16 protein-coding genes are annotated in these 22624 nt (G+C 46.8%); 11 read left to right on the forward strand and 5 right to left on the reverse strand.

Going from position 1 to position 22624, the window contains the following annotated elements; genetic code table 11:
- The first annotated feature begins 80 nt into the window (after positions 1 to 80).
- Positions 81 to 2330 (forward strand): AAA family ATPase, encoded by a 2250-nt coding sequence (locus tag ST37_RS19010; protein ID WP_084889118.1) that lies wholly within the window; start codon positions 81 to 83, stop codon positions 2328 to 2330.
- A 108-nt stretch (positions 2331 to 2438) separates the two neighbouring features.
- On the opposite strand, the gene ST37_RS19015 is transcribed toward ST37_RS19010, so the two are convergent.
- From ST37_RS19015 to ST37_RS19025, 3 genes are all read right to left on the reverse strand, one after another.
- Positions 2439 to 3050 carry a TIGR04211 family SH3 domain-containing protein gene (locus tag ST37_RS19015; protein WP_084889119.1) on the reverse strand — a complete coding sequence of 204 codons (612 nt, stop codon included), beginning with the start codon at positions 3048 to 3050 and terminating at the stop codon, positions 2439 to 2441.
- A 141-nt stretch (positions 3051 to 3191) separates the two neighbouring features.
- Positions 3192 to 4451, reverse strand: coding sequence for an inorganic phosphate transporter (locus ST37_RS19020; protein WP_084889120.1), 1260 nt, complete (start codon positions 4449 to 4451; stop codon positions 3192 to 3194).
- A 60-nt stretch (positions 4452 to 4511) separates the two neighbouring features.
- Positions 4512 to 5192 (reverse strand): TIGR00153 family protein, encoded by a 681-nt coding sequence (locus tag ST37_RS19025; protein ID WP_084889121.1) that lies wholly within the window; start codon positions 5190 to 5192, stop codon positions 4512 to 4514.
- A gap of 202 nt (positions 5193 to 5394) precedes the next feature.
- Between ST37_RS19025 and ST37_RS19030 the strand changes: the two genes are divergently transcribed.
- From ST37_RS19030 to hldE, 4 genes are all read left to right on the forward strand, one after another.
- The gene (locus ST37_RS19030) at positions 5395 to 6915 is read left to right on the forward strand and encodes an inorganic triphosphatase (RefSeq protein WP_084889122.1); all 1521 of its coding nucleotides are present in this window, start codon (positions 5395 to 5397) and stop codon (positions 6913 to 6915) included.
- A 209-nt stretch (positions 6916 to 7124) separates the two neighbouring features.
- Positions 7125 to 8381, forward strand: a complete 1257-nt coding sequence (locus tag ST37_RS19035; protein ID WP_084889123.1) for a methyl-accepting chemotaxis protein — start codon at positions 7125 to 7127, stop codon at positions 8379 to 8381.
- Positions 8382 to 8492: 111 nt separating this feature from the next.
- Positions 8493 to 11351, forward strand: a complete 2859-nt coding sequence (gene glnE, locus ST37_RS19040; RefSeq protein ID WP_084889124.1) for a bifunctional [glutamate--ammonia ligase]-adenylyl-L-tyrosine phosphorylase/[glutamate--ammonia-ligase] adenylyltransferase — start codon at positions 8493 to 8495, stop codon at positions 11349 to 11351.
- 110 nt (positions 11352 to 11461) lie between these two features.
- A complete protein-coding gene (gene hldE, locus ST37_RS19045) occupies positions 11462 to 12892 on the forward strand; it encodes a bifunctional D-glycero-beta-D-manno-heptose-7-phosphate kinase/D-glycero-beta-D-manno-heptose 1-phosphate adenylyltransferase HldE (RefSeq protein ID WP_084889125.1) in 1431 nt (476 codons plus the stop codon).
- A 101-nt stretch (positions 12893 to 12993) separates the two neighbouring features.
- On the opposite strand, the gene tolC is transcribed toward hldE, so the two are convergent.
- Entirely contained in the window at positions 12994 to 14298 is a 1305-nt protein-coding gene (gene tolC / locus ST37_RS19050) for an outer membrane channel protein TolC (RefSeq protein ID WP_084889126.1), read from the reverse strand.
- A 200-nt stretch (positions 14299 to 14498) separates the two neighbouring features.
- On the opposite strand from tolC, the gene nudF reads away from it, so the two are divergent.
- From nudF to parC, 6 genes are all read left to right on the forward strand, one after another.
- Positions 14499 to 15122, forward strand: coding sequence for an ADP-ribose diphosphatase (nudF, locus tag ST37_RS19055; protein WP_143698254.1), 624 nt, complete (start codon positions 14499 to 14501; stop codon positions 15120 to 15122).
- Entirely contained in the window at positions 15110 to 15547 is a 438-nt protein-coding gene (locus tag ST37_RS19060) for a DUF1249 family protein (RefSeq protein WP_172401047.1), read from the forward strand. The genes nudF and ST37_RS19060 overlap by 13 nt, the downstream gene beginning before the upstream one ends.
- Positions 15548 to 15624: 77 nt before the next feature.
- Entirely contained in the window at positions 15625 to 16443 is an 819-nt protein-coding gene (gene cpdA / locus ST37_RS19065; RefSeq protein ID WP_084889129.1) for a 3',5'-cyclic-AMP phosphodiesterase, read from the forward strand.
- Positions 16444 to 16482: 39 nt separating this feature from the next.
- Entirely contained in the window at positions 16483 to 17070 is a 588-nt protein-coding gene (gene yqiA / locus ST37_RS19070; protein ID WP_084889130.1) for an esterase YqiA, read from the forward strand.
- Positions 17071 to 17260: 190 nt separating this feature from the next.
- The gene (gene parE, locus ST37_RS19075; protein ID WP_084889131.1) at positions 17261 to 19141 is read left to right on the forward strand and encodes a DNA topoisomerase IV subunit B; all 1881 of its coding nucleotides are present in this window, start codon (positions 17261 to 17263) and stop codon (positions 19139 to 19141) included.
- Positions 19142 to 19143: 2 nt separating this feature from the next.
- Positions 19144 to 21408 (forward strand): DNA topoisomerase IV subunit A, encoded by a 2265-nt coding sequence (parC, locus tag ST37_RS19080; protein WP_084889132.1) that lies wholly within the window; start codon positions 19144 to 19146, stop codon positions 21406 to 21408.
- Positions 21409 to 21484: 76 nt separating this feature from the next.
- Here parC and degS read toward each other — a convergent pair whose 3' ends face one another.
- Positions 21485 to 22552, reverse strand: a complete 1068-nt coding sequence (gene degS, locus ST37_RS19085) for an outer membrane-stress sensor serine endopeptidase DegS (protein WP_084889133.1) — start codon at positions 22550 to 22552, stop codon at positions 21485 to 21487.
- Positions 22553 to 22624 lie beyond the last annotated feature (72 nt).

Raw genomic sequence — 22624 nt, forward strand, 5'->3', positions numbered from 1 at the left:
GTGCCAACCTTTACTTTCTAGCGTGCAATGATACTTTGCCTCTACTGATATGTGAATGATAACTGTGAACAACGCCTTCTATGTACTTGTCTCATTTTGGCCTAAATGAAGAGCCATTTTCTATTGTCCCCAATCCGCAGTTTCTCTATTTAAGTGAGCGACACAAAGAAGCGATCGCTCACATAAAGTCGGGCATTGCGGCGGGAGGCGGTTTTGCCATGTTAACGGGCGAAGTTGGCACCGGTAAAACCTTGGTCTGTAAATCGGTACTGGAAGAGCTATCCGAGCATACTCAGGTTGCACTTATCGTAAACCCTAAGTTGTCTGAGCACGACTTGCTATTAAGTATTTGCGAGCAATTTTCCTGTCCAATCGATGTGAACCGCCCTTTGGTCGAGCAGTTAAAGCAGCACTTAACCGAGCTATTTGAAGGCGGTACTCAGCCACTTCTAGTCGTGGATGAAGCTCATCACTTGTCGGTGCTAGCGTTGGAGCAACTTAGGCTGCTGACGAACTTTGAAATTGGCCCTCATAAACTCTTAAAGGTGTGGCTCATTGGGCAACCAGAGCTTCAGCAGCGTCTACAAACCGCAGAGTTACGTCAACTCGCACAGCGTATCACCGGCCGTTATCATTTGCTGGCCCTGCAACCTCATGAAGTCGAAGCCTACATTCAACACCGATTGACCAAAGCAGGCGCAAATCAGTCAATACTGATGGCGGCGCAAACCAAACAAATTGCGAAAGCGGCTCAGGTGCCACGGCTCATAAACTTGATTGCCGATAAATCGTTGCAGCTCGCTTATATGGCAGGAGCGACTCACGTCAGCAAACACTATGTCGCAGAAGCAATTGAATCTGTGATGTTGCATCAATATCAACACCCACCCACGACAGGCCATAAGTGGCCACTCAAAGCGGTTACCGCGGCGATTGTTGCGGCCTGCGCAGTCACTGCATGGTGGTGGTATCAACCATCAAATACTATGCAGCCAACCGGTGTTAGTGCAAGTCAAAGCGATGTAACAGCGCCTCAATTACCCACTGAACCGGTTGAACCTGTGGCTACGATTTTATCTGAGAATGATCAGACTAAGAGTCAAGATATTGTTCCAGAGGTACCAGTGTCTCAAGAGTCGTTAGGTGAATCTCTTGACGTTGTGAACAACGCACAAACCACTGTTGTCACCCAGGTGACGACCCCTGACTGGCTGGTGGATGTAGACCCTCGCTTTAATAGTGAAATCATCGCCATGCAGCGGCTGTTTCAGCTGTGGGGATACCAAGCGTCAATCATGGCATCAAGCTGCTCGCAAGTGCCTTTACCATTTCGGTGCGTCGTGAATCAAGGAAGTTGGGAGCAAGTTGTGCAGACCCAAAGACCAGTCATTTTGGCACTACGTCACGATGAGCAGCTGAAGTATGGGGTTGTGTATGCCATTCATAACGATGCGGTCGATATTTTGTTTGACGAGGCTCGCCTTCGAGTAAAGACACAATGGATTGAGCGATACTGGGATGGGGATTACATTGAGCTTTGGTACAGCGCCTTGCAGGCACCGCTAAAACAAGGTCAGCAGAGTGATCAAATACAAGTTCTTGAGGATCAACTTTCGTTAGCGTTAAGCGAGCCGACCAGACTTAATGATCGCTTTGATTCTATATTGGCCAACAAAGTTAAAGCCTTCCAATTATGGAAAGGTCTGGACGTGGATGGTGTGGTTGGCAATCAGACGCTGAAAGCACTAGATAAAGCATCCAATAGTGCAGCGCCATCAACACGCGTTCCACCCGTTGATGCAGACATTATGATTGAAGATAAAGCGTTAAAGCTTATGTTACCGACAATTGCTTCCTTAGCGAGCTTGTCTGTATCTGAGGCGCAGTCAGCAGAGCAGTTTGACGCCTCTGAACGGGTGACGCGACAGCCGGTAGTCATTCCTACTCAGCCTGATGGCAGCGAACACTTTGATTTTAAAGAGCTTAACCTGGACGAACTTGATCCCGACATTGCTAGGATGGTCGCCAACGCTATTGAGAACACGCCAGAAGTTAATTCTGAAGCCTCGCCTTCAGTGCTGTCGAGCCGAAGGGTTAAGATCGAGAGTGCCGATCCGCAACTCACCGAGCGCCTTCCTACAATGAATTTTCAAACTCATATGTACGCCAGCGACCCACAAAAACGATGGGTTAAGGTCAATGGAAAAGAGTTGCAACAGGGAGAGTGGCTAGATCAAGAAGTGAAAGTCGTTGAAATTGCCCCTCGATATGTGGTGATGGAGTTCGATGGGCAGCAGATAGAATTTCCAGCCCTGTTTGAGTGGCAATAGCCATTGATTGTACAGTCAGTATATCCGAATAAAGAACCAAAAAATAAGGCTTGCCGATCGGCAAGCCTTATTTACGTATTCAATGTATCACCTATTAAGCCTAAGGTATTACGCCCAGCCGTTTGGTGATTTCTTTCTGCGTGGTAGCACATGTGGCAGAATCAAACCCAGCAATAAGCCACCACCAGCAACACCACCGCCGTACATGAAGTACTTAAGCAGTAGGTCCTCTTTTTGAGTGTCTAGCTTAGCGGTAAGGTTTCTAACCTCAGTTTGTGCCGCAGTGAGCTTTTGGCTGATCTCAGAGTAGTTCTGTTCCATCTCGGCAATTTGAGTATTGCGCGCTTCGAGAGAACTGATTAACCCAGCCTGCTCTTGATCGGCGGTATTGCGTGCTTTCTCAAGCTCAGTTTTTACCGTTGCGAGCTCAGACTCAATTCGTGGTAGGCGAACAGCCATGCTTTCTTGTTGAGAAACAAACTTAGATTCAACCCAGCCTTTACGGCCTCGGTCGTCTTGAATCTGAGTGTATCCAGTGCCGTTATTATTGCTAATGAATGTGACTTTATCACCAGCATTCACACTGCCAATAATACGGTAGGTGTTATTGGGGCCAGCGTGCATGTATGTAAATAGCTTGTCGGCGATAAAATACTGCTGAGCAAAAGCAGAAGGAAGTGCAAGTAAGAGGGCTAGCAGTACAAAAAATTGTTTTTTCACAATCGGTCCTTGTTAATGATAGGCGCGAGCGTCGATTTCTCTTTTCAAATAGTAAGAATATTTTGCGGGCGCTGCAACAAAATAGGGAGACTAAGCTCCCTATTTCTGATGTTGCATCTAATTTTTGACACAAGTTTTACATTAAGAGACGAAAGCCAACATGCAGTAGTAGAAGATTACCGCCAAACCAGCACCTGCTGGCAGAGTCACCACCCAAGAAGCGACAATATTTCGCACTACACCAAGGTTAAGTGCAGCAATACCGCGAGCAAAGCCAACACCTAGGACTGCGCCCACTAGCGTTTGCGTTGTCGAGATTGGAAGGCCAGTACCAGAGGCAAGCACTACCGTAGACGCAGTCGCTAGCTGTGCAGCAAAGCCACGACTTGGTGTCAGCTCCGTGATCCCTGTGCCGACCGTTGCCATCACTTTATGACCTAAAGTGGCCAAGCCAACAACGATACCAATACCACCCAGTGGCAATATCCACCAAGCAATACGTGTTTTATCCATGATTTCGCCGGCGTTTTCAACCGTTGAAACAATCGCAGATAGTGGGCCGATGGCATTGGCAACATCGTTAGAACCATGGGCAAATGCCATTGCACATGCAGTGATAACCATTAGCGTGCTAAAAATGCTCTCAACACCTTCAAAGCTATGGTCGTCTTCACGATTAGCAAAACGGCGGTTGATGTATAGGTAACCACATAGCATAACCAATCCAGACACTGCAGCAGACCAGAACCATGCTTCGCCATTGGTAAGCTCAAGCCCAACGTGTTTTAGACCTTTTTTGATGGTCACCAAAGAGATGATGATAGTGGTCATGAACATGTAGACAGGTACAAAACGTTTCGCATTAATGAGCGGGTTATCGGTATCGAAAATGAGGCGTTGTGCGCTCACAAAGATAACATAGGCGAAAAAGCCCGATATAAGAGGAGTAACAATCCAGCTACCTACGATGCCTTGTACTGAACCCCAGTCTACAGCTTCTGTACCCACAGCAACACAAGCAAAACCGATGATTGCACCGATGATTGAGTGTGTTGTAGATACCGGCCAACCCATAAAAGATGCCAGCAATAGCCATGTACCTGCGGCCAAAAGTGCTGACATCATGCCATAGACCAGTATGTCTGGTGTGTCGACAAACAGAGAGGTATCGATAACCCCTTTACGGATTGTGTCGGTCACTTCACCACCGGCCAAATAAGCACCGGCGAATTCAAAAATCATTGCGATAATAATCGCTTGTTTCACGGTCAGAGCTTTAGAACCGACCGAAGTACCCATAGCATTGGCTACGTCATTTGCACCAATACCGATTGCCATTAAAAAGCCGAAAAGGGCGGCAATCATAATGAGCGTGGTGCCGTGGTTTGCAATGATATCCATTGTCATTCCTACAAATTATTCAAATTACTTAGCGCCGCAGTTTGCACAGCGCTTTAAAAACTAAGTGCGAGATAGCATAAGCTCTAAGCGTGATCCAACACGTTGAGCCTGATCGGCAATGCCGCCTACCCACTCTAATGTCTTGTATAAAAACATCACATCAATTGGGTTAAGTTCAGCTTCTTGCTTAAGCAGTTGCTGGCGAAGTTCAATCTGCATGCTGTCGGTATCGTCTTCGATCAAATCCAATTGATGGATCATCTCTTCAACCAATGAAACTTCACGGCCTTTAAAGCCTGTTTCAAGTAGCTCATCAAACTCATTAATCACTTTTTGAGCTTGCTGCGCAGCATCTAAACAACGTTGAAGATAGGCGTTAAAGCCACCTTGCATGTTTTGAGGAATTTGCAATTGACGACCAAGTACACGACCTGAGATGTCTTTTGCTATGTTGGCGAGTTTGTCCTGTTGAGTCAGTAGGTCGAGCATGTCGCTACGATCAACGGGTAAAAATAGCCCACGGGGTAGTGAAAGTCGGATTTCACGCTTTAGTACATCGGCTTCCTTTTCCAGGTGAGAAATTTGCGCGCGTATTTCTGCTGCTTTTTCCCAGTCTCCTTGTGCACATACTTCAAAGAAGGTTAATAGGTGCGAGCAGCACTCATTGACACAAACCACATGCTTTTGCAGCGGTTGGATAGGGGATTTTGCGAATAACCCCATGATGGTATTTACTGGCATGGTATACAAACCTTTTAATTGAACCTAACTGTCTAACTCTAATAGTAGGTGAATAAATCGACAGCAGTCTACAAAGGCGCGAATGTTATCCTAATCCCCTACTATTTAAAACTGTTTTAGATCATAAACAGTGGCTAAAAATTCGATTCGTTTTAGCGCATAATAGATTCTAGTCTGTCGACACGAGTGTTATAGGAAAGGTATGGAAACAGAAATAGAGCTGAAGTTCTTTGTAGAACCAGAATTTGCTGACGTGCTACGCAAGAAAATTGCACAACATAAAGTGTTGCAACACAGCAGCAGAGAGCTAGGTAATATCTACTTCGACACGCCAGACAACTGGCTACGTCAACACGATATAGGCATGAGAATACGTTCTGTGGAAGGCGCTCGAGTACAAACTGTAAAAACGGCGGGCCGCGTGGTGGCAGGATTGCATCAGCGCCCCGAGTTTAATGCCCCTATCGATTCAGACCAGCCCGATGTGGGCCTTCACCCTAAAGATATATGGCCAGAGCAGCGCGATCTTGAACAGCTTCAAGACCAACTCGCCCCTCTATTCCAAACTAACTTTATGCGCGAGCAGTGGTTGGTTGGGACCACCGATGGCAGTCAAATAGAAGTGGCGTTTGATCAAGGTGTTGTTGAAGCCGCTAATAAACAATCGCCCATTTGCGAAGTGGAGCTCGAATTAAAGTCGGGGCAAACCGACGCACTTTTTTCTCTTGCCCGCGAATTGTCTGAGTCTGGTGGGATGCGACTTGGTAATATGAGCAAAGCAGCTCGTGGCTATCGCCTAGCGTTTGATGCGCCAGCGAGAGAGCCAAAGCCAATTACCCTTGTAAATACTCGCTACGATGATTCTGCAGAAGATTGCCTTATCAACTCATTGGAACACGCTTTGTCTCAGTGGCTGTATCACGATGAGGTGTATACCGAGTTAGACTCGATTGAAGCCCTGATAGAAGTAAGAAACTCGACCAGCTATATACGACATATATTGGCAATGTACGGTGATATTGTGCCGCGTCGTGCCAGTGCGATATTAAGGCAAGAGCTGAAGTGGTTAGAGCAAGAGTTGGAGTGGGTATATCGATATCAGTGCATCGACGAGCTTACCGAAGATAAAGGGCATGTGCTACGTAAGCTCGATGCTAAGAAAGTGTTGGTTAAACAGCTCAAACACGAACGTCAGCAATTACCAAATCGAGATCAAGTATTGGCTCTGTTTGCATCTGCGCGCTATACCGGCCTTATATTGGATCTTAATCGTTGGTTACTCACTCGTGGCTGGCAACCATTTTTGGATGACAAAGCTCGTAAAATGTTAGCCAGTTCAATTAGAGCATTTTCGAAACAACAGCTCGATTATACGTGGAAAGAGTTGATGGACACGTTTCCAGTCGAAACCTTTCTTGATGCCCAAGCCTATAAAAAAGAGTACTACAAGTTAAGCCGGTGCCTATATACCGGAATTAGCTTTGCCTCAATATACGACAAAGAAGAACGAATGCGTTTTCGCCTGCCATGGCATGATTTGTTAGAAGGCATTCACGATCTGGTTCAGTTGGATGTCTTGACGCCTTACTTGGCGGCGCTAGAAGGCGACGAAAAAGAGCAGCTGGAACGTTGGCTTGCTCGCCAGCAAAGCTCCATTTTGCACGCTATGGAACAAACTCGTACCAGCAGTTTAGAAGCCAGACCGTATTGGCGTGAAGACTAAACCTTAACAATTTGTTACTTATTGTTTTACCCTTGAAGCCTTACTGTGATCAGTAAGGCTTTTTTGGTGTAATTGATTAAAGTTGATCGAATAGCCGCCGATACGCGCAATGGATAGTGATAGCTTTTGACAACCAATTTAACCATAAGCTTCTATTCACGGGTCATCACAAAAAGAATATAGCGCACAACCTTAGGCGGGGTCTCGAAATGCAAAAAATGACATTCAAACCATGGCAAAAAGTGATCACAGATGTTCGCTTCACCAACAAGTTGGTACTGCTCATGGTATTCAGTACAATCTTGTTGGTTCTAAAGCAAACTTGGGACGCATCGCTGGTTTATAGTTACGTATTGGAGGCGACATCCGATCCTGCAATTGCCCAAGAGTTCTACATCGATTACGTAAAAAACGCGGCATTGCAAACGGTCGGGTTACTCGTGATATTTTGCTTGGTATTGCTGGGGGCGGCTAAATTGCTTAACGCCCAGTTTACCTATTTGCAAGAATCCATCTCCCATCTAGCCAATCGAGATCTCACCAAGCCAATTATGATGGATTGCAAAGACGAATTTGGTGATGTTGCACGTAACCTCGAAAAGATGCGTGTGACGTTTAGTGAAACTATTCGTGCTCAGCGTGATTCGTCTGAAGAGACTAAAGAAATGACCTCAGTGATGACCAATAGCATGGCTGAAACCAAGCAAGCCTCTGAAGAAGAGTACGGTCAGATAGAGATGTTGGCGACGGCAATGAGTGAAATGGCACAAACCGTCCAAACGGTGGCGGACAATGCTCGTGGTACTTCTGATGTGACGAAGAGCGCTGCTACTCAAGCAGAAACAGGTCAACGTTTTGTTCAAGACACGGTCGCTAAAATGACGGCGTTGTCGAAAGATATTTCGCAATCAGCGGGCGCGGTAAACCAAGTTGAAGAGCGCGTTGAAGCGATCAGCAGTGTGGTAGGAACCATTCAAGGCATTTCAGAGCAAACGAACTTGTTGGCACTGAATGCCGCAATTGAAGCTGCGCGAGCGGGTGATGCTGGCCGCGGATTTGCTGTCGTAGCCGATGAAGTTCGTAAACTGGCGCAGAGCACTCAACAAGCCACCGTTGAAATCCAAGACATGATCACTCAATTACAAGACAGTGCAAATCGGGCCGTGGGCTTAATGGAAAAAAGTGTGGTTGATACCGCTGACAGTGTGGATTTGGTCAGCAGCGCAGGTGGCGAGCTCGACGGCATTGTTGAGCAGGTGAACCAAATTAACGACATGAACTATCAAGTTGCCACTACCGCAGAGCAGCAATCGACAGTTGCGGAAGAGATGAGCCGAAACGTTGAGAAAGTGAAAGAGATTGTAGAAATCACCGTGATCACGGTTTCTGAGCTTGAGGAAAGTTCGCACTTTATTCAAAAAGGCGCGGAAGAGCTGAACAGCCGAGTAAGCCGATTTGCGGTGTAACCGCTAACATTGTGCGAGACCAAATGCCCACTCTGACGGAGTGGGCATTTTTTATGGAACATTTTTTGTTATAACTACAGTAGACCGTTCATTATTGCTTAAGGAAAGCCGATGCCATTACCCAGCACGCTCAACTTGCTCGCAGACAAACATTATACCGAGCTTGAATCTCTTTATTCCGACTGCACTTCGCGCTGGACACCAGAGTTTATTGAGCCGTTGAAGGCCGTGTTGGCCTTGAGCCCGTTTTGCATGCAAGTGCTGCAACGAGACGCTGAATTTGTGCAGATGCTCCCTGAGTGGCTGTCGCGCGATGTTGACAGCATCGATTATCGAGCCTCCCTTGCCGAGCAATTGGCGACTTGCGATGATGAACTGCAAGGTCTACGAATTTTACGAAAGACGCGTAATCGTGAAATGTTCTACATTGCGTGGCGAGACTTCTTAGGGCTGTGGGACGTCGAGCCAAGCTTAACGCAGCTGTCTGAGCTTGCCGAAGCACTGATTGTCGAGGCGTACAATTGGCAATACACGCTCTGCTGTAATCTATGGGGTACGCCTGTCGATGAGCAAGGTGTTCCTCAACCTATGCTGGTGATTGGAATGGGGAAACTGGGTGGAGGAGAGCTAAACTTCTCATCGGATATCGATCTTATCTTTACCTACCCAGAAAACGGCGAAACTCAGGGGGCACGCCGCTCTATTGCGAACGCGCAGTTTTTCACTCGCCTTGGCCAAAGAGTGATTAAAGCACTGGATCAGCAAACCTTTGATGGTTTTTGTTATCGCGTCGATATGCGATTGCGTCCTTTCGGGGACAGTGGCCCCTTGGTCATGAGTTTTTCTGCCTTAGAAGATTACTATCAAGAGCAAGGCCGAGACTGGGAACGTTATGCTATGGTCAAAGCGCGAGTCATGGGCAAAGAAATGTACCCGCAATACCAAAGTTTGCGCAAAATGCTTCGCCCCTTTGTGTTTAGGCGTTATATCGATTTTAGCGCGATACAATCATTGCGCCGAATGAAAGGGATGATCCGCAGTGAAGTGCGCAGACGTGGCTTAACAGACAATATTAAGTTAGGGGCTGGAGGCATTCGAGAAATAGAGTTTATTGCTCAGGTGTTTCAGCTTATCCGTGGTGGACGAGAGCCGCAACTGCGTGAACGCGGGCTACTGATCACACTTAAAGCGATAGACGATCTGCAATTGTTGCACGATGGGCAGGCAACGCAGCTTGCAGACAGCTACCGATTCTTACGTCGCCTAGAAAACTTACTGCAAGCGCTCGAGGATAAACAGACGCAAACCCTTCCACAAGATGATCTCAATCGATCACGCCTATGTTATGCGATGGGTTATGACGATTGGTCACAGCTAAGCGCTGCAGTGAGTGACAACATGTCGCAAGTTCATTCCGTATTTGAGCAGTTGATAGGTGACGAAGAAGAAGACGGTGACGCTGCAGTGCCAAGGCACTTTGCTGAAATGTGGGATAACGCAGCAGACAGTGAATTGGTGATTAACGTGATTGAAAGCGACCTAGGGCACCCAGCAGCAGAAGCGCTTACGCGAACGATCATTGAGTTTAAACAAGAGCTCGGCAAACGAACTTTAGGCCCCCGTGGCCGAGAGGTGTTAAACCACTTAATGCCGAAGCTGTTTGAAAAGGCCTTTTCCAACGCAGACGTTGAATTTGGTTTACCAAGAGTGCTTCACGTACTCAATAGGATTTCTACGCGTACCACGTATTTAGAGTTGCTAGATGAACATCCTGGAGCGCTGTCACAGTTGGTTAGGCTATGTACCGCCAGTCCGATGATCTCAGAGCTACTGGGTAAATACCCTATCTTGCTGGATGAGCTTCTCGATCCTGCGCATCTGTATAACCCGGTCGAACTGAGCAGTTACAAAAGTGAGCTTAGAGACTTTTTAGCGCGCATCCCGCAAGATGATATGGAGCAGCAGATGGAAGGTCTGCGTCAGTTTAAGCAAGTTTGCATTTTGCGTATTGCAGCGGCCGACATTGCGGGTGCATTGCCAGTGATGAAAGTGAGCGATCACTTAACCTCACTCGCGGAAGCTATTGTCGATGCCGTCGTGCATCAAGCGTGGTTACAACTGTCCGAAAAATATGGCGAACCAAACCACCTTGCGCAGCGTGATGGTAAAGGTTTTGCGGTGATTGGTTATGGCAAAGTGGGAGGATGGGAGCTGGGTTATAATTCGGATCTCGATATCGTCTTTTTGCACGATAGCCCGCTGGATAGTTACACCGACGGTAAAAAAGAGATCGATGCTCGACAGTTCTACTTAAGGCTTGCTCAGCGCATCATACACATTTTCTCTGTGCGCACAGCGTCGGGCATTTTGTATGAAGTTGATACTCGACTGCGCCCATCGGGAGCGTCGGGTCTGCTGGTCAGCCCAACAGAAGCGTTCTTAGAGTATCAGTTACAAGAAGCTTGGACTTGGGAGCATCAGGCGCTGGTACGTACGCGTATGATATATGGCGATGAACCTTTGCAGAACGCGTTTACCAATATTCGACAACAAGTGCTTTGCCAAGCACGTGACAGTAACAAACTGCGTAAAGACGTGGTCGATATGAGAATGAAAATGCGTGATCACCTTGGTGGCAAAAAGGCCGGTCGCTTTATGCTTAAGCAAGATCCTGGAGGGATCACTGATGTTGAGTTTATTGCGCAGTTTTTGGTGTTGGATCTTGCACACAAACATCCGGAGTTGGTGACATGGTCGGACAATGTTCGAATTTTTGAAACCTTAGCACAGTTGGATATTTTTACTCAAACGCAACAGCAAGCGCTCAATTTGGCCTATACCGAATTAAGAGATGAGATCCATCATCGCAATTTACTAAACCAAGATGCCGACGTTGATGAAGCACGCTTTACCGAGCACCGAGAGGTGATTAAAACGGCCTGGAAGCAATGGCTTGAGAGTGAAGGCTAATGGTTGAATTATCACCAAACAACGAGGGCTAGCGCTAAAGCTAACCCTCTAAAGTGATTAACTAAAATGAGTTGTGCTACACTCTCGCTAAACCCCCAGTGGAGAAAAAAATGAAACCGATTTTGCCTGAATATGCCAACGCTGGTGTATTGATTATTGGCGATGTCATGCTGGATAGATACTGGTATGGCCCAACTGGACGCATTTCACCAGAAGCGCCCGTACCGGTTGTGAAAGTTGAAGAGAACGAAGAACGTCCAGGTGGTGCCGCGAACGTTGCCATGAATATTGCCGCCCTTGGTGGCCATTCTCACTTGGTGGGGTTTACCGGCAATGATGAACCAGCAGCGGTACTAACCAACACTTTGCAATCACTGAATGTTAACTGTGATTTTATAGCTGTTGATACGCACCCTACAATCACCAAGTTGCGTGTGATGAGCCGCGGCCAGCAGCTGATCCGCCTCGATTTTGAAGACAAATTTGAAAACACTGACTTGTCCGCTATCACGCAGCGTATGGACACCGCGTTAACGCACTGCAAAGCAGTGATTTTATCGGACTACGCGAAAGGTGCATTAGAGCATTCCAAAGCCATTATCCGCAAAGCACGTGAGCATAATGTGCCAGTGTTCATTGACCCTAAAGGTGCAGATTTTGAACGTTATCGCGGTGCGACATTGCTAACGCCAAATCTATCTGAGTTTGAAACGGTGGTGGGTAAAGTTAAAGATGATGCAGACCTTGTTAAAAAAGGCATGGCGTTGATCGAGCAGTACGACTTTGAAGCCTTGTTGGTCACGCGAAGCGAGCATGGCATGACACTGCTGCGCAAAAATTGCGAACCTTTCCATCTGCCAACTCAAGCTCAAGAAGTGTATGACGTAACCGGGGCTGGAGATACGGTCATTTCGGTACTAGCAGCGTCAGTGTCGGTTGGAAAGCCGCTTGATGAGGCGTGTGCATTGGCGAATGCAGCAGCAGGCGTTGTGGTTGGAAAACTAGGTACGTCAACATTATCTACCATTGAATTGGCAGAAGCTGTGCATGGTAGCCGCGATACTGATTTTGGCATCATGACAGAAGAGAACCTTATTGAGGCGGTTAAAAAAGCTCAGTCTCGTGGCAAGAAAGTGGTAATGACTAATGGCTGCTTTGATATTTTGCACGCTGGTCATGTTTCTTACCTAAATCATGCGGCAGAGCTGGGAGACTTGCTGATTGTGGCAGTGAACACGGACGAATCAGTGAAAATATTGAAAGGTCCAGGTCGCCCTGTAAACCCAACAGATCGCCGAATGGCGGTGCTAGCGGGGTTAGGTGCAGTAGATTGGGTCGTACCGTTTGGTGAAGAAACACCACAACGATTGATCGCAAATGTATTGCCAGATCTATTGGTCAAAGGTGGCGATTATCAACCTGAAGAGATTGCCGGTGGTGAAGAAGTCATTGCCGCTGGTGGTGAGGTTAAAGTGCTCAATTTTGAAGACGGCTGTTCAACCTCCGAAATCATCAACGCAATCAAAGGTGGCAAGGGCTAAGGTAAAGAAAAGTTTGGTGCCTTATCGGCATCGAAGCCTTTTCCTTCTGGTACAAAAAAACCGCAATTCAAAAAATTGCGGTTTTTTTATTAGATAAAGAATTATGAAGTAGGCTTCATCAATCCTGCATTAATATCTAGGATATCTTGCTCGCTCAAAGAACCCGTCGCTTGGCGCAGGTTCAATACGCTAATGATGTAGTTGTAACGCGCATCTGCAAGGTTACGGTCAGCTTCAAACACACGACGTGTTGCATCTAACACCTCAACGATAGTTTGAGTACCCACTTCAAAACCAGCTTCCGTCGCTTCTAGTGCAGATTTAGCAGAAACTTGAAGTTGTTCAAATGCTCGGATAGAACCGATGGTCGCATTGATATTGTTGCGAGAAGCACGAACGCCTGACACGACTTCACGGTAGGCAGCCTCAAGGTCTTCACTGACAGCCACATAATTGAACTCAGCTTGTTTCACCTGCGAAGTGATGTTGCCACCAGTGTATAACGGAACAGACAAGTTGATGCCAATGTTGTATTGGTCTGACGTTGTCCAGTCAATTGAATCTGCTTCACCACGACCCACATCATAGCCACCGCTTAGAGACAGGCTGGGTAAATGACCAGAACTTGCTAGCTCAATTTGATCTCGGGCGATGTCTTGACTAATTCTTGCGGCCAGCAGTGATAAGTTTTCTTGCTCTGCTCGCTGTACCAGTGAATCGACTGTGTCAGCAGGGGCGCTAGCAGAAAAACGATCAGTATTTAGGATATCGAGCGACTGGTAATCGCGACCAGTGATAGTACGTAGTGATTCGTAGCTGTTCACCAAGTTGTTTTGAGCAACCACTTCGTCTGCCAATACGGTATCGTATTGAGCTTGCGCTTCGTGTACATCAGTAATTGCAGACAAACCCACTTCAAAACGCTGCTTCATTTGGTCAAGTTGACGAGCAACCGCTTTTTTCTCCGCTTGAACGAAAACTACAGCGTCTTGCGCTCTTAGTACTTCGAAATAAGCGGTTGCGACACGTAAAATTAACTGTTGCTGCTGAGCTGCAAGGGCAGAGTCTGCTTGACGCGCTTGTTTCTCTGCGGTGTCCAGATTAATCCAGCTTGAACGGTTATATAGCTCTTGAGAAAAACCAATGCCAGCAGAAAGCTGTTGGCTCGTAACATCAGAAGCATTATTTGCGTAATTGTATCCCGCCGTTAAATTAATTTGAGGCAATAGGGTAGAACGGCTAGAGGTAATCGCTTCAAAAGCGGCATCGCGCTGCGCAATTGATCGTAGAATCGTTGGGTCATTATCTTTGGCTTGAGTATAAACTTGAGCAAGGTCTTCTGCTATGACGAAAGTCGAGAGACTTGCTAGGCTTGCAGTTACTGCTAATGCGACTAGTTTTTTCATGTTTTAAACTCGGATCCGATGAGTAAATGTAAGAGTTGTACTGATTTCAACTCTACAGTAAATGGGTTAAGAGTTGAAATGCTAATAATAGTTAACTCTAAGAAGTTTAGTGTAAATTAGGGATCTCTATCACCTTTCAACTCCGTTTTTAGAGTAATTCAGGTATGATAAGCAGTTTTAGGCTTTGCTCAAGGAATGTTATGTCTAAACAACCTACCGTCTCTTTCTCGAAAGAAGATGTCGAAATTTTAGATAAGAAACCGTTATTTAACGGCTTTTTCCGTATGATCCAATACCGTTTTCGTCACAAATTGTTTGCTGGCGGCTGGAGTGAACCTATTGATCGCGAGATGTTTGAGCGTGGTCATGCCGCCGCCATGTTGCCCTATGATCCTATTCGTGATGAAGTGGTGATCATCGAACAGATCCGCGTTGGCGCACTTGAACAAGCAAGTCCTTGGCAGTTTGAAGTGGTTGCTGGAATTATTGATACCGATGAATCCGCTGAAGAGGTTGTTAGACGGGAAGCAATGGAAGAGGCGGGCGTTGAAGTTGGTCATCTAGAGTTTGTGACCAGCTATTACCCATCTTCTGGAGGCTGTTCAGAAAAGTTGGATGTGTATGTAGGTGAAGTCGATTGCTCAAAAGCAGGTGGTATTTATGGTCTTGAATATGAAAACGAAGACATAAAAGTGACCACAATGTCTAGAGAAAAAGCGTACGATCTGGTGAAACAGGGAGTCATAGAGAACGGAGCATCGATAATCTTGCTGCAATGGTTAGAACTCAATTACAAGCAGATCCAAGAGCGCTGGTCAGTGTGAGTAATACTACACCTTATCACGTCGATTTAGCCGCTTTAATGCGTCTTTATGAGACCAATTATGCCAAGCTGAACGCGTTAATATCGGTCAATCCTGAGGTCGACGATGTTCGAACCTATCAGGTCAATCACAATATTTATCAGATCACGGTATTGGAAGTTACTCGTTATACAACACTTGTAAACGTTGCTCAGTGTGAGCAAGTGCCCATTTTTCCACTTCCGAATATGACAGTACGCCTTTATCATGACGCAAGGGTTGCAGAAGTATTCGCGAGTGACAAAATAAGTCGGATGCATGCTCGATATGACTACCCCAACCCTGACATGCGACAAAAAGATGAAAAATTTCAACTTAATCAGTTTTTGGGGGAGTGGCTGACTTACTGCCTAAAACAAGGCATCAGCCGCGAGCAACTATTTTAGATTATTTGGTCATATTGACCTGAAAAAGAGAAACCCTTGTGGGTTTATGAAACCCCAATTGGGCATAGGATACGAGATTGAGCCAACACGTTGCGCCCTCAAAGGACAGGGTTGAGTTAGTACAGATTACTGATACGCATTTGTTTGAACCTGCGGATGGCAATTTGCTGAGTGTGAATACTGAGCAAAGCTTCCACGCGGTAGTGCAAAATGTGATCGATAGTCAATGTGCGTTTGATGCCGTTTTGGCGACTGGAGATATCTCTCAAGATCATACCCCAGCGTCATACCAAAAATTCGTTCAAGGTATTCGGCCGCTTGTAAAACAGTGTTACTGGTTGCCAGGAAACCACGATTACAAGCCCAGTATGGGCAGCGTAATTCCTACTGGCCAAATTGTCGAAGACACTCATGTGATGATGGGGAAACACTGGCAACTGATATTACTCGATAGCCAAGTTGTTGGAGTGCCATACGGTGAGCTGTCCCAACAGCAATTAGCGATGCTCGATCAATGCTTGAATCAACACCCCGACAAACACAGCTTAGTATTGCTGCATCATCATCCCGTTTTGATTGGCAGTGCGTGGCTTGATCAACATACGTTAAGGAACGCATCCCAATTATGGGAAGTGATCAATCGTCACAGTAATGTAAAAGGGTTGGTGTGCGGGCATGTGCATCAAGACTTTGACCAACTTCACAGTGGGGTCCGAGTGATTGCGACACCATCAACGTGTGCTCAATTCAAACCCAACTCCAACGATTTTGCGCTCGATAATGTAGCGCCGGGTTGGCGGAGCCTGAGCTTACTTGAAAATGGGCAGATCGAGACACAGGTTTATCGATTGGCATCGGGACTATTTGAACCAGACTTTGATGCGGAAGGTTACTAACGAGTCCGCTTATACGACCAAAGATAAAAGCGGATACTTATGTCTACTAAGCCTTCATTACTTCTCTATATTCACGGATTTAACTCATCTCCAAAGTCGATGAAAGCCAACCTCATGGCTGATTATGTGAACACTCATCGCCCTGATATTCAGTTACTTATCCCGCAGATCCCTTGCTATCCAAAAACTGCGATAGCCTTGCTTACTCAGCTTGTTGAGACTCACCAGGACGATTATGAGATTGGACTGGTAGGTAGCTCTCTAGGTGGGTACCTCTCTACATGGCTCAATCAACAGTATGGGTTGAAAGCTGTGTTGGTGAATCCAGCAGTTAAACCCTACGAATTATTGAGTGACTATCTTGGTGAGCAAACTAATCCGTATACCAATGAACATTACACACTTGATCACAGCCATATTGAAGATCTAAAGCAACTTGATGTAGAGCGGCTCAATGACCCCACTGATTTTTGGTTGATACAGCAAATGGGGGATGAGGTGCTAGACTATCGTCAAGCGGTCGACAAGTTCTCTGCCAGTCGCCAAACGGTAGAGCGAGGTGGAGATCACAGTTTCCAGCAGTTCGAACGCTTCCCTGAGAAAATCATCCAATTTTTAAAACTGTAATAGAGTGGCTAAATTCGCGGCAAATTCAAGAGGATGTTGCTGCGAAAATGCTCAAAGTCATATTTTCGCAGTTGCTAACAGCGCCTTTGCTTGACATAGATCCCCCAGATCTTGAGACTGTCTGCAATACTAGATTCAATTTTTGCGGTGATTATCGTTATCGCATCCCAAGTCTAAGAAACGTTCAACTATGACAGAACAATATAATGCCGGAGCCATAGAGGTTCTCAATGGATTGGAGCCAGTGCGTCGTCGCCCTGGCATGTATACGGATACGGCTCGCCCTAACCATATGGGGCAAGAGGTTATCGATAACAGTGTCGATGAAGCATTAGCCGGACACGCATCAAAGGTACACGTTATTCTTCACGCCGACCAATCACTCGAAGTGATCGATGATGGTCGTGGTATGCCTGTGGATATCCATCCAGAAGAAGGCATATCTGGTGTTGAACTTATTTTATGTAAACTTCACGCTGGTGGTAAGTTCTCCAACAAGAACTACCAGTTCTCTGGTGGTTTGCATGGGGTAGGTATATCGGTTGTAAACGCTTTATCGAAGCGTGTTGAGGTGAAAGTTCGCCGCGATGGCCAAGTGTATGAAATTGCATTTGAACACGGTGACAAAGTCTCTGATTTACAAGTTACTGGCACGGTCGGCCGTCGCAATAGCGGTACCAGTGTTCATTTTTGGCCAGAAGTCAGCTATTTCGATTCTGGAAACTTCTCTGTGACTCGTTTAGTCAATAACTTACGAGCAAAAGCAGTGTTGTGCCCAGGCCTTGAGATTGTGTTTACCGATAAAGTAAACGGTAAAGAACATCAGTGGCTTTATCAAAGCGGGTTGAAAGATTACCTCGCAGAAGGCGTCAAAGGGTACACTGTTGTACCAGAAGCCCCGTTTGTGGGTGACTTTTCTGCAGAAACAGAAGCCGCTGATTGGGCGATCATTTGGCAGCCAGAAGGTGGCGAGCTCATTACCGAAAGCTACGTAAACCTGATCCCTACGGCTCAAGGTGGTACTCACGTAAATGGTTTGCGCCAAGGTTTACTTGATGCAATGCGAGAGTTCTGTGAATTTCGTAATTTGCTGCCGCGTGGCGTTAAGCTTACCGGCGATGATGTGTTTGACCGAGCGTCTTACGTGTTGTCGGTGAAGATGCAAGATCCTCAGTTTGCGGGACAGACTAAAGAGCGTCTCTCTTCTCGTCAAACCGCCGCCTTTGTGTCAGGTGTGGTTAAAGACGCATTCAGTCTGTGGCTCAATGAAAAACCACAGCTTGCGGAATTGCTGGCAGATCTGTGTATTGCAAGTGCTCATCGACGTATGCGTGCAGCAAAGAAAGTCGTGCGTAAAAAGGTGGCTTCTGGACCGGCATTGCCCGGTAAACTGACGGACTGTTCTCAGCAAGATTTGTCTCGTACAGAACTCTTCTTGGTGGAGGGTGACTCGGCGGGTGGCTCAGCGAAACAGGCTCGTGACCGTGAGTTTCAGGCGATCATGCCATTGCGCGGTAAAATCCTAAACACTTGGGAAGTTGCGGCCGATCAAGTGTTGGCTTCTCAAGAAGTACACGACATCTCTGTGGCGCTAGGTATTGATCCGGATACCGAAAATCTAGATGGCTTGCGATACGGTAAAATCTGTATTCTTGCGGATGCGGACTCCGATGGGCTGCACATTGCGACGTTGTTGTGCGCACTCTTTATGCGTCACTTTGAATCGTTAGTACGTGCAGGGCACGTGTATGTCGCCATGCCACCGCTGTTTAGAATCGACTGCGGTAAAGAGGTGTTTTACGCCCTTGATGAAGATGAAAAAGAAGGCGTATTAGAGCGTTTAAGTCAAAAACGCGCCAAGATAAATGTCCAGCGATTCAAAGGTCTGGGTGAAATGAACCCATTACAACTGCGTGAAACCACTATGGATCCAAACACACGACGCTTGGTGCAGTTAACCATCGACGATGACCAATCAACGATGGAAATGATGGATATGCTGCTTGGTAAAAAGCGAGCAGATGATCGCCGTGCATGGTTACAAGACTATGGCGATCAGGCTGAGGTATAAGAATGTCTAACGAAATTACATACGATGGTGTCGAGCAGTTGCCACTGCGCAAGTTTACCGAAGACGCCTACTTAAACTACTCAATGTACGTGATCATGGATCGCGCATTACCTTATATTGGCGATGGTCTAAAACCGGTTCAACGCCGGATCATTTACGCCATGTCTGAACTGGGCCTTTCGGCCTCGTCTAAATACAAAAAATCAGCACGTACCGTTGGTGACGTATTAGGTAAGTATCACCCACACGGCGACTCAGCCTGTTATGAAGCGATGGTGTTGATGGCTCAACCTTTCTCTTACCGTTACCCACTGGTAGATGGTCAAGGAAACTGGGGTGCGCCTGACGATCCTAAGTCGTTTGCAGCAATGCGTTATACCGAAGCAAAACTGTCTAAGTTTGCCGAAGTGATGCTTGGGGAGCTGGGTCAAGGCACGGTTGAATGGCAGCCGAACTTTGACGGCACCATGAAAGAGCCTAAGATGCTTCCGGCACGTTTACCGCATATTTTGCTGAACGGCATTACCGGTATCGCCGTGGGTATGGCAACGGACATTCCTCCACACAATGTGAGAGAAATTGCTGATGCGACCATTCATCTGATTGATAATCCTAAATCAGAGTTGCCAGACATCATGAACTTTGTGCAAGGTCCGGATTATCCGACCGAAGCCGAAATTATCTCACCACGCAGTGATATTGAGAAAATCTATCGCACAGGACGTGGCAGCATTAAGATGCGCGCTGTTTGGGTTAAAGAAGGCAGTGACATCGTGATCACAGCCCTTCCTCATCAAGTGTCTGGCGCTAAGTTGCTAGAGCAAATCGCCAATCAGATGCGAGCCAAAAAGCTGCCAATGGTGGATGACTTACGTGATGAGTCTGACCATGAGAACCCCACTCGAATTGTGATTGTGCCACGTTCCAATCGTGTCGATTGCGATCAGCTTATGAACCACTTGTTCGCATCGACCGATCTTGAGAAAAACTTCCGAGTGAATCTCAATATGATCGGTTTGGACAACCGTCCGCAAGTTAAAGGCTTGGTGCAAATACTGGGTGAGTGGATCACTTTCAGGCGCGAAACCGTTCGTCGCCGTTTGCAGTTTCGCCTCGACAAGGTTATGGCGCGATTGCACATTCTGGAAGGTTTGTTAATTGCGTACCTCAACCTGGATGAAGTGATTGAGATCATTCGTACAGAAGACGAGCCAAAAGCGGTGTTAATGGCGCGTTTTGGACTGTCTGACATTCAAGCTGACGCGATCCTTGATACGCGTTTACGCCAATTGGCGAAGCTGGAAGAGATGAAGATCCGTGGCGAGCAAGAAGAGTTAGAGAAAGAGCGTGCGAAGCTTGAACTGACGCTAGGTTCTGAGCGCCGTATGAACACACTACTCAAAAAAGAAATCATCGCAGATTCTGAAAAATACGGCGATGAAAGGCGCTCGCCTCTGGTGGAGCGCTCTGAAGCAAAAGCGTTGACTGAGCGTGATTTACTGCCTAATGAAGCCATCACCGTGGTGATTTCTGAAAAAGGTTGGATACGTCATGCGAAGGGGCATGATGTGGATGTTGCAGGGCTTAATTATAAGTCTGGAGATAAATACCTTGCTCATGCACTAGGCAAGAGTAATCAGCAAGCGGTCTTTATGGGTTCTGATGGGCGAAGCTACTCATTGGAGTCGCACTCGTTGCCATCTGCGCGTAGTCAAGGAGAGCCGATTACAGGTCGATTAAACATTGCAGCGGGCACCTCTGTTCGTCAGGTTGTAATGGGCGAAGATGACCAATTATGGCTAGTAGGCTCTGACGCGGGTTACGGTTTTGTGTGTAAAGGCTCCGATCTGTTATCTAAAAATCGCAGTGGTAAAGCACTCGTCAACCTTCCACAAGCGTCTGAACTGGTTCCACCAATGCCTGTATCTAGCTTAGATACGGACGAGATATTGGTGATCACTAATCAGGGCCGCATGCTGTTATTCCCGATTAAAGATTTGCCTCAACTGGGTAAAGGTAAAGGCAACAAGATCATTAATATACCCTCGGCAAAAGCGAAATCTCGTGAAGAGATTGTCTCCCATCTAATGGCGATCCCTGCGGGTGTGAGTGTGACTCTTTATGCGGGCAAACGTAAGCTAGGGCTTAAAACGTCCGATCTTGATAACTTCCGAGGAGAGCGTGGCCGTCGCGGTGGAATGCTCCCTCGAGGACTGCAACGCGTTACACGCATTGAAGTCGATGATGTCTCGGATGTCGAAAGCTAAGCTATGTGCTGTAGAACGTAAAAAAGGTAGCCATTGGCTACCTTTTTTACGCTTGTAGTTTTACGTTTGTAGTTTGTTATTGGGTGTCTTCACCCACTATGACGTCTAAGGTCATAGCGTCACCATCTCGAAGAATATCAAATTTGGCGGTGGTGCCTGGGCGCAAATCTGTGACGATTTCCATCACGCTTTCACGGCCTTCTACTTTCTTGTCATCGATGGCTAAAATGATGTCTTGTTCTTGCAGCCCCGCTTGGTCGGCTGGTCCACCGGTATTGACCGCCAACACCATGATCCCATGGGTGTAGTTTACCCCAAGCAACCTTGCAGTAACCGCATTAATGTCTTGAGCATCAATCCCGATGTAACCGCGGATCACTCGACCATCAGCGATGATTTTTTTCATAATCACATTTGCTAGCCCATACGGAATGGCGAACGAAATGCCATAGGTATCCATATCAGTCGCTTGTTGGAACGAAGCTGTATTGATCCCTACGAGCTCGCCTAGGGTGTTAACCAATGCGCCGCCAGAGTTACCCTCATTGATTGCAGCGTCGGTTTGCAGAAATGAGTAGCGCCCATCGGCACTTATAGAGGAGCGGCCGGTGGCTGAAATAATACCAAAAGTTGTGGTTTGGCCGAGGTTATATGGATTACCAATAGCAAGCACGACATCACCGACTTGACTCTCGTTGTCTGGGTTTTGCGGGATAACGGGTAAGTCTGTCATGGCGATCTGCAATATTGCTATATCGGTGCGTTGGTCGCTACCGACTACTTGCGCGTTAGCGATGCGACCATCTTGCAGAGCGACAATAATTTGGTCTGCCTGTGCGATGACGTGATAATTGGTAATGATGTAACCCCGTTCGTCAATGATTACGCCTGAGCCCAAACCTTGGGTTTTTAACTGTGAACGGTCTTGCGGGGAGTATTGGCGTGAGTAGATGTTAACAACCGCAGGCGCTGCCTTGCGTACCGCATTTTTAAACGACACACGCATTTCAGTTAATGAATTGGGCTGAGTAATTTGCGAAGCAAACTTATCCAACAGTGGATCACGCAATGAGGGCACTACAGCAATAAGCAGTAGCGCAGTGACCAATCCAATGGCGATCGAGCGTGTCAGATAGCGAAGCATGCTAGCCTTAATATATTGGTATTAGATATGGTTTAAGGATAACACTGCCTTATAAACAAAAAAAGGATGGCC

The sequence above is a fragment of the Vibrio sp. qd031 genome, assembly GCF_002100145.1.
GTDB lineage: Bacteria > Pseudomonadota > Gammaproteobacteria > Enterobacterales > Vibrionaceae > Vibrio.

Bases quoted from the DNA above. Each gene is read 5' to 3' on its own strand.
- tolC (WP_084889126.1), bottom strand. From the start codon at position 14,298: ATGAAAAAACTAGTCGCATTAGCAGTAACTGCAAGCCTAGCAAGTCTC.
- ST37_RS19025 (WP_084889121.1), bottom strand. From the start codon at position 5,192: ATGCCAGTAAATACCATCATGGGGTTATTCGCAAAATCCCCTATCCAA.
- ST37_RS19030 (WP_084889122.1), top strand. From the start codon at position 5,395: ATGGAAACAGAAATAGAGCTGAAGTTCTTTGTAGAACCAGAATTTGCT.
- ST37_RS19035 (WP_084889123.1), top strand. From the start codon at position 7,125: ATGCAAAAAATGACATTCAAACCATGGCAAAAAGTGATCACAGATGTT.
- hldE (WP_084889125.1), top strand. From the start codon at position 11,462: ATGAAACCGATTTTGCCTGAATATGCCAACGCTGGTGTATTGATTATT.
- nudF (WP_143698254.1), top strand. From the start codon at position 14,499: ATGTCTAAACAACCTACCGTCTCTTTCTCGAAAGAAGATGTCGAAATT.
- degS (WP_084889133.1), bottom strand. From the start codon at position 22,552: ATGCTTCGCTATCTGACACGCTCGATCGCCATTGGATTGGTCACTGCG.
- parE (WP_084889131.1), top strand. From the start codon at position 17,261: ATGACAGAACAATATAATGCCGGAGCCATAGAGGTTCTCAATGGATTG.
- yqiA (WP_084889130.1), top strand. From the start codon at position 16,483: ATGTCTACTAAGCCTTCATTACTTCTCTATATTCACGGATTTAACTCA.
- ST37_RS19010 (WP_084889118.1), top strand. From the start codon at position 81: ATGTACTTGTCTCATTTTGGCCTAAATGAAGAGCCATTTTCTATTGTC.
- parC (WP_084889132.1), top strand. From the start codon at position 19,144: ATGTCTAACGAAATTACATACGATGGTGTCGAGCAGTTGCCACTGCGC.
- glnE (WP_084889124.1), top strand. From the start codon at position 8,493: ATGCCATTACCCAGCACGCTCAACTTGCTCGCAGACAAACATTATACC.
- ST37_RS19020 (WP_084889120.1), bottom strand. From the start codon at position 4,451: ATGGATATCATTGCAAACCACGGCACCACGCTCATTATGATTGCCGCC.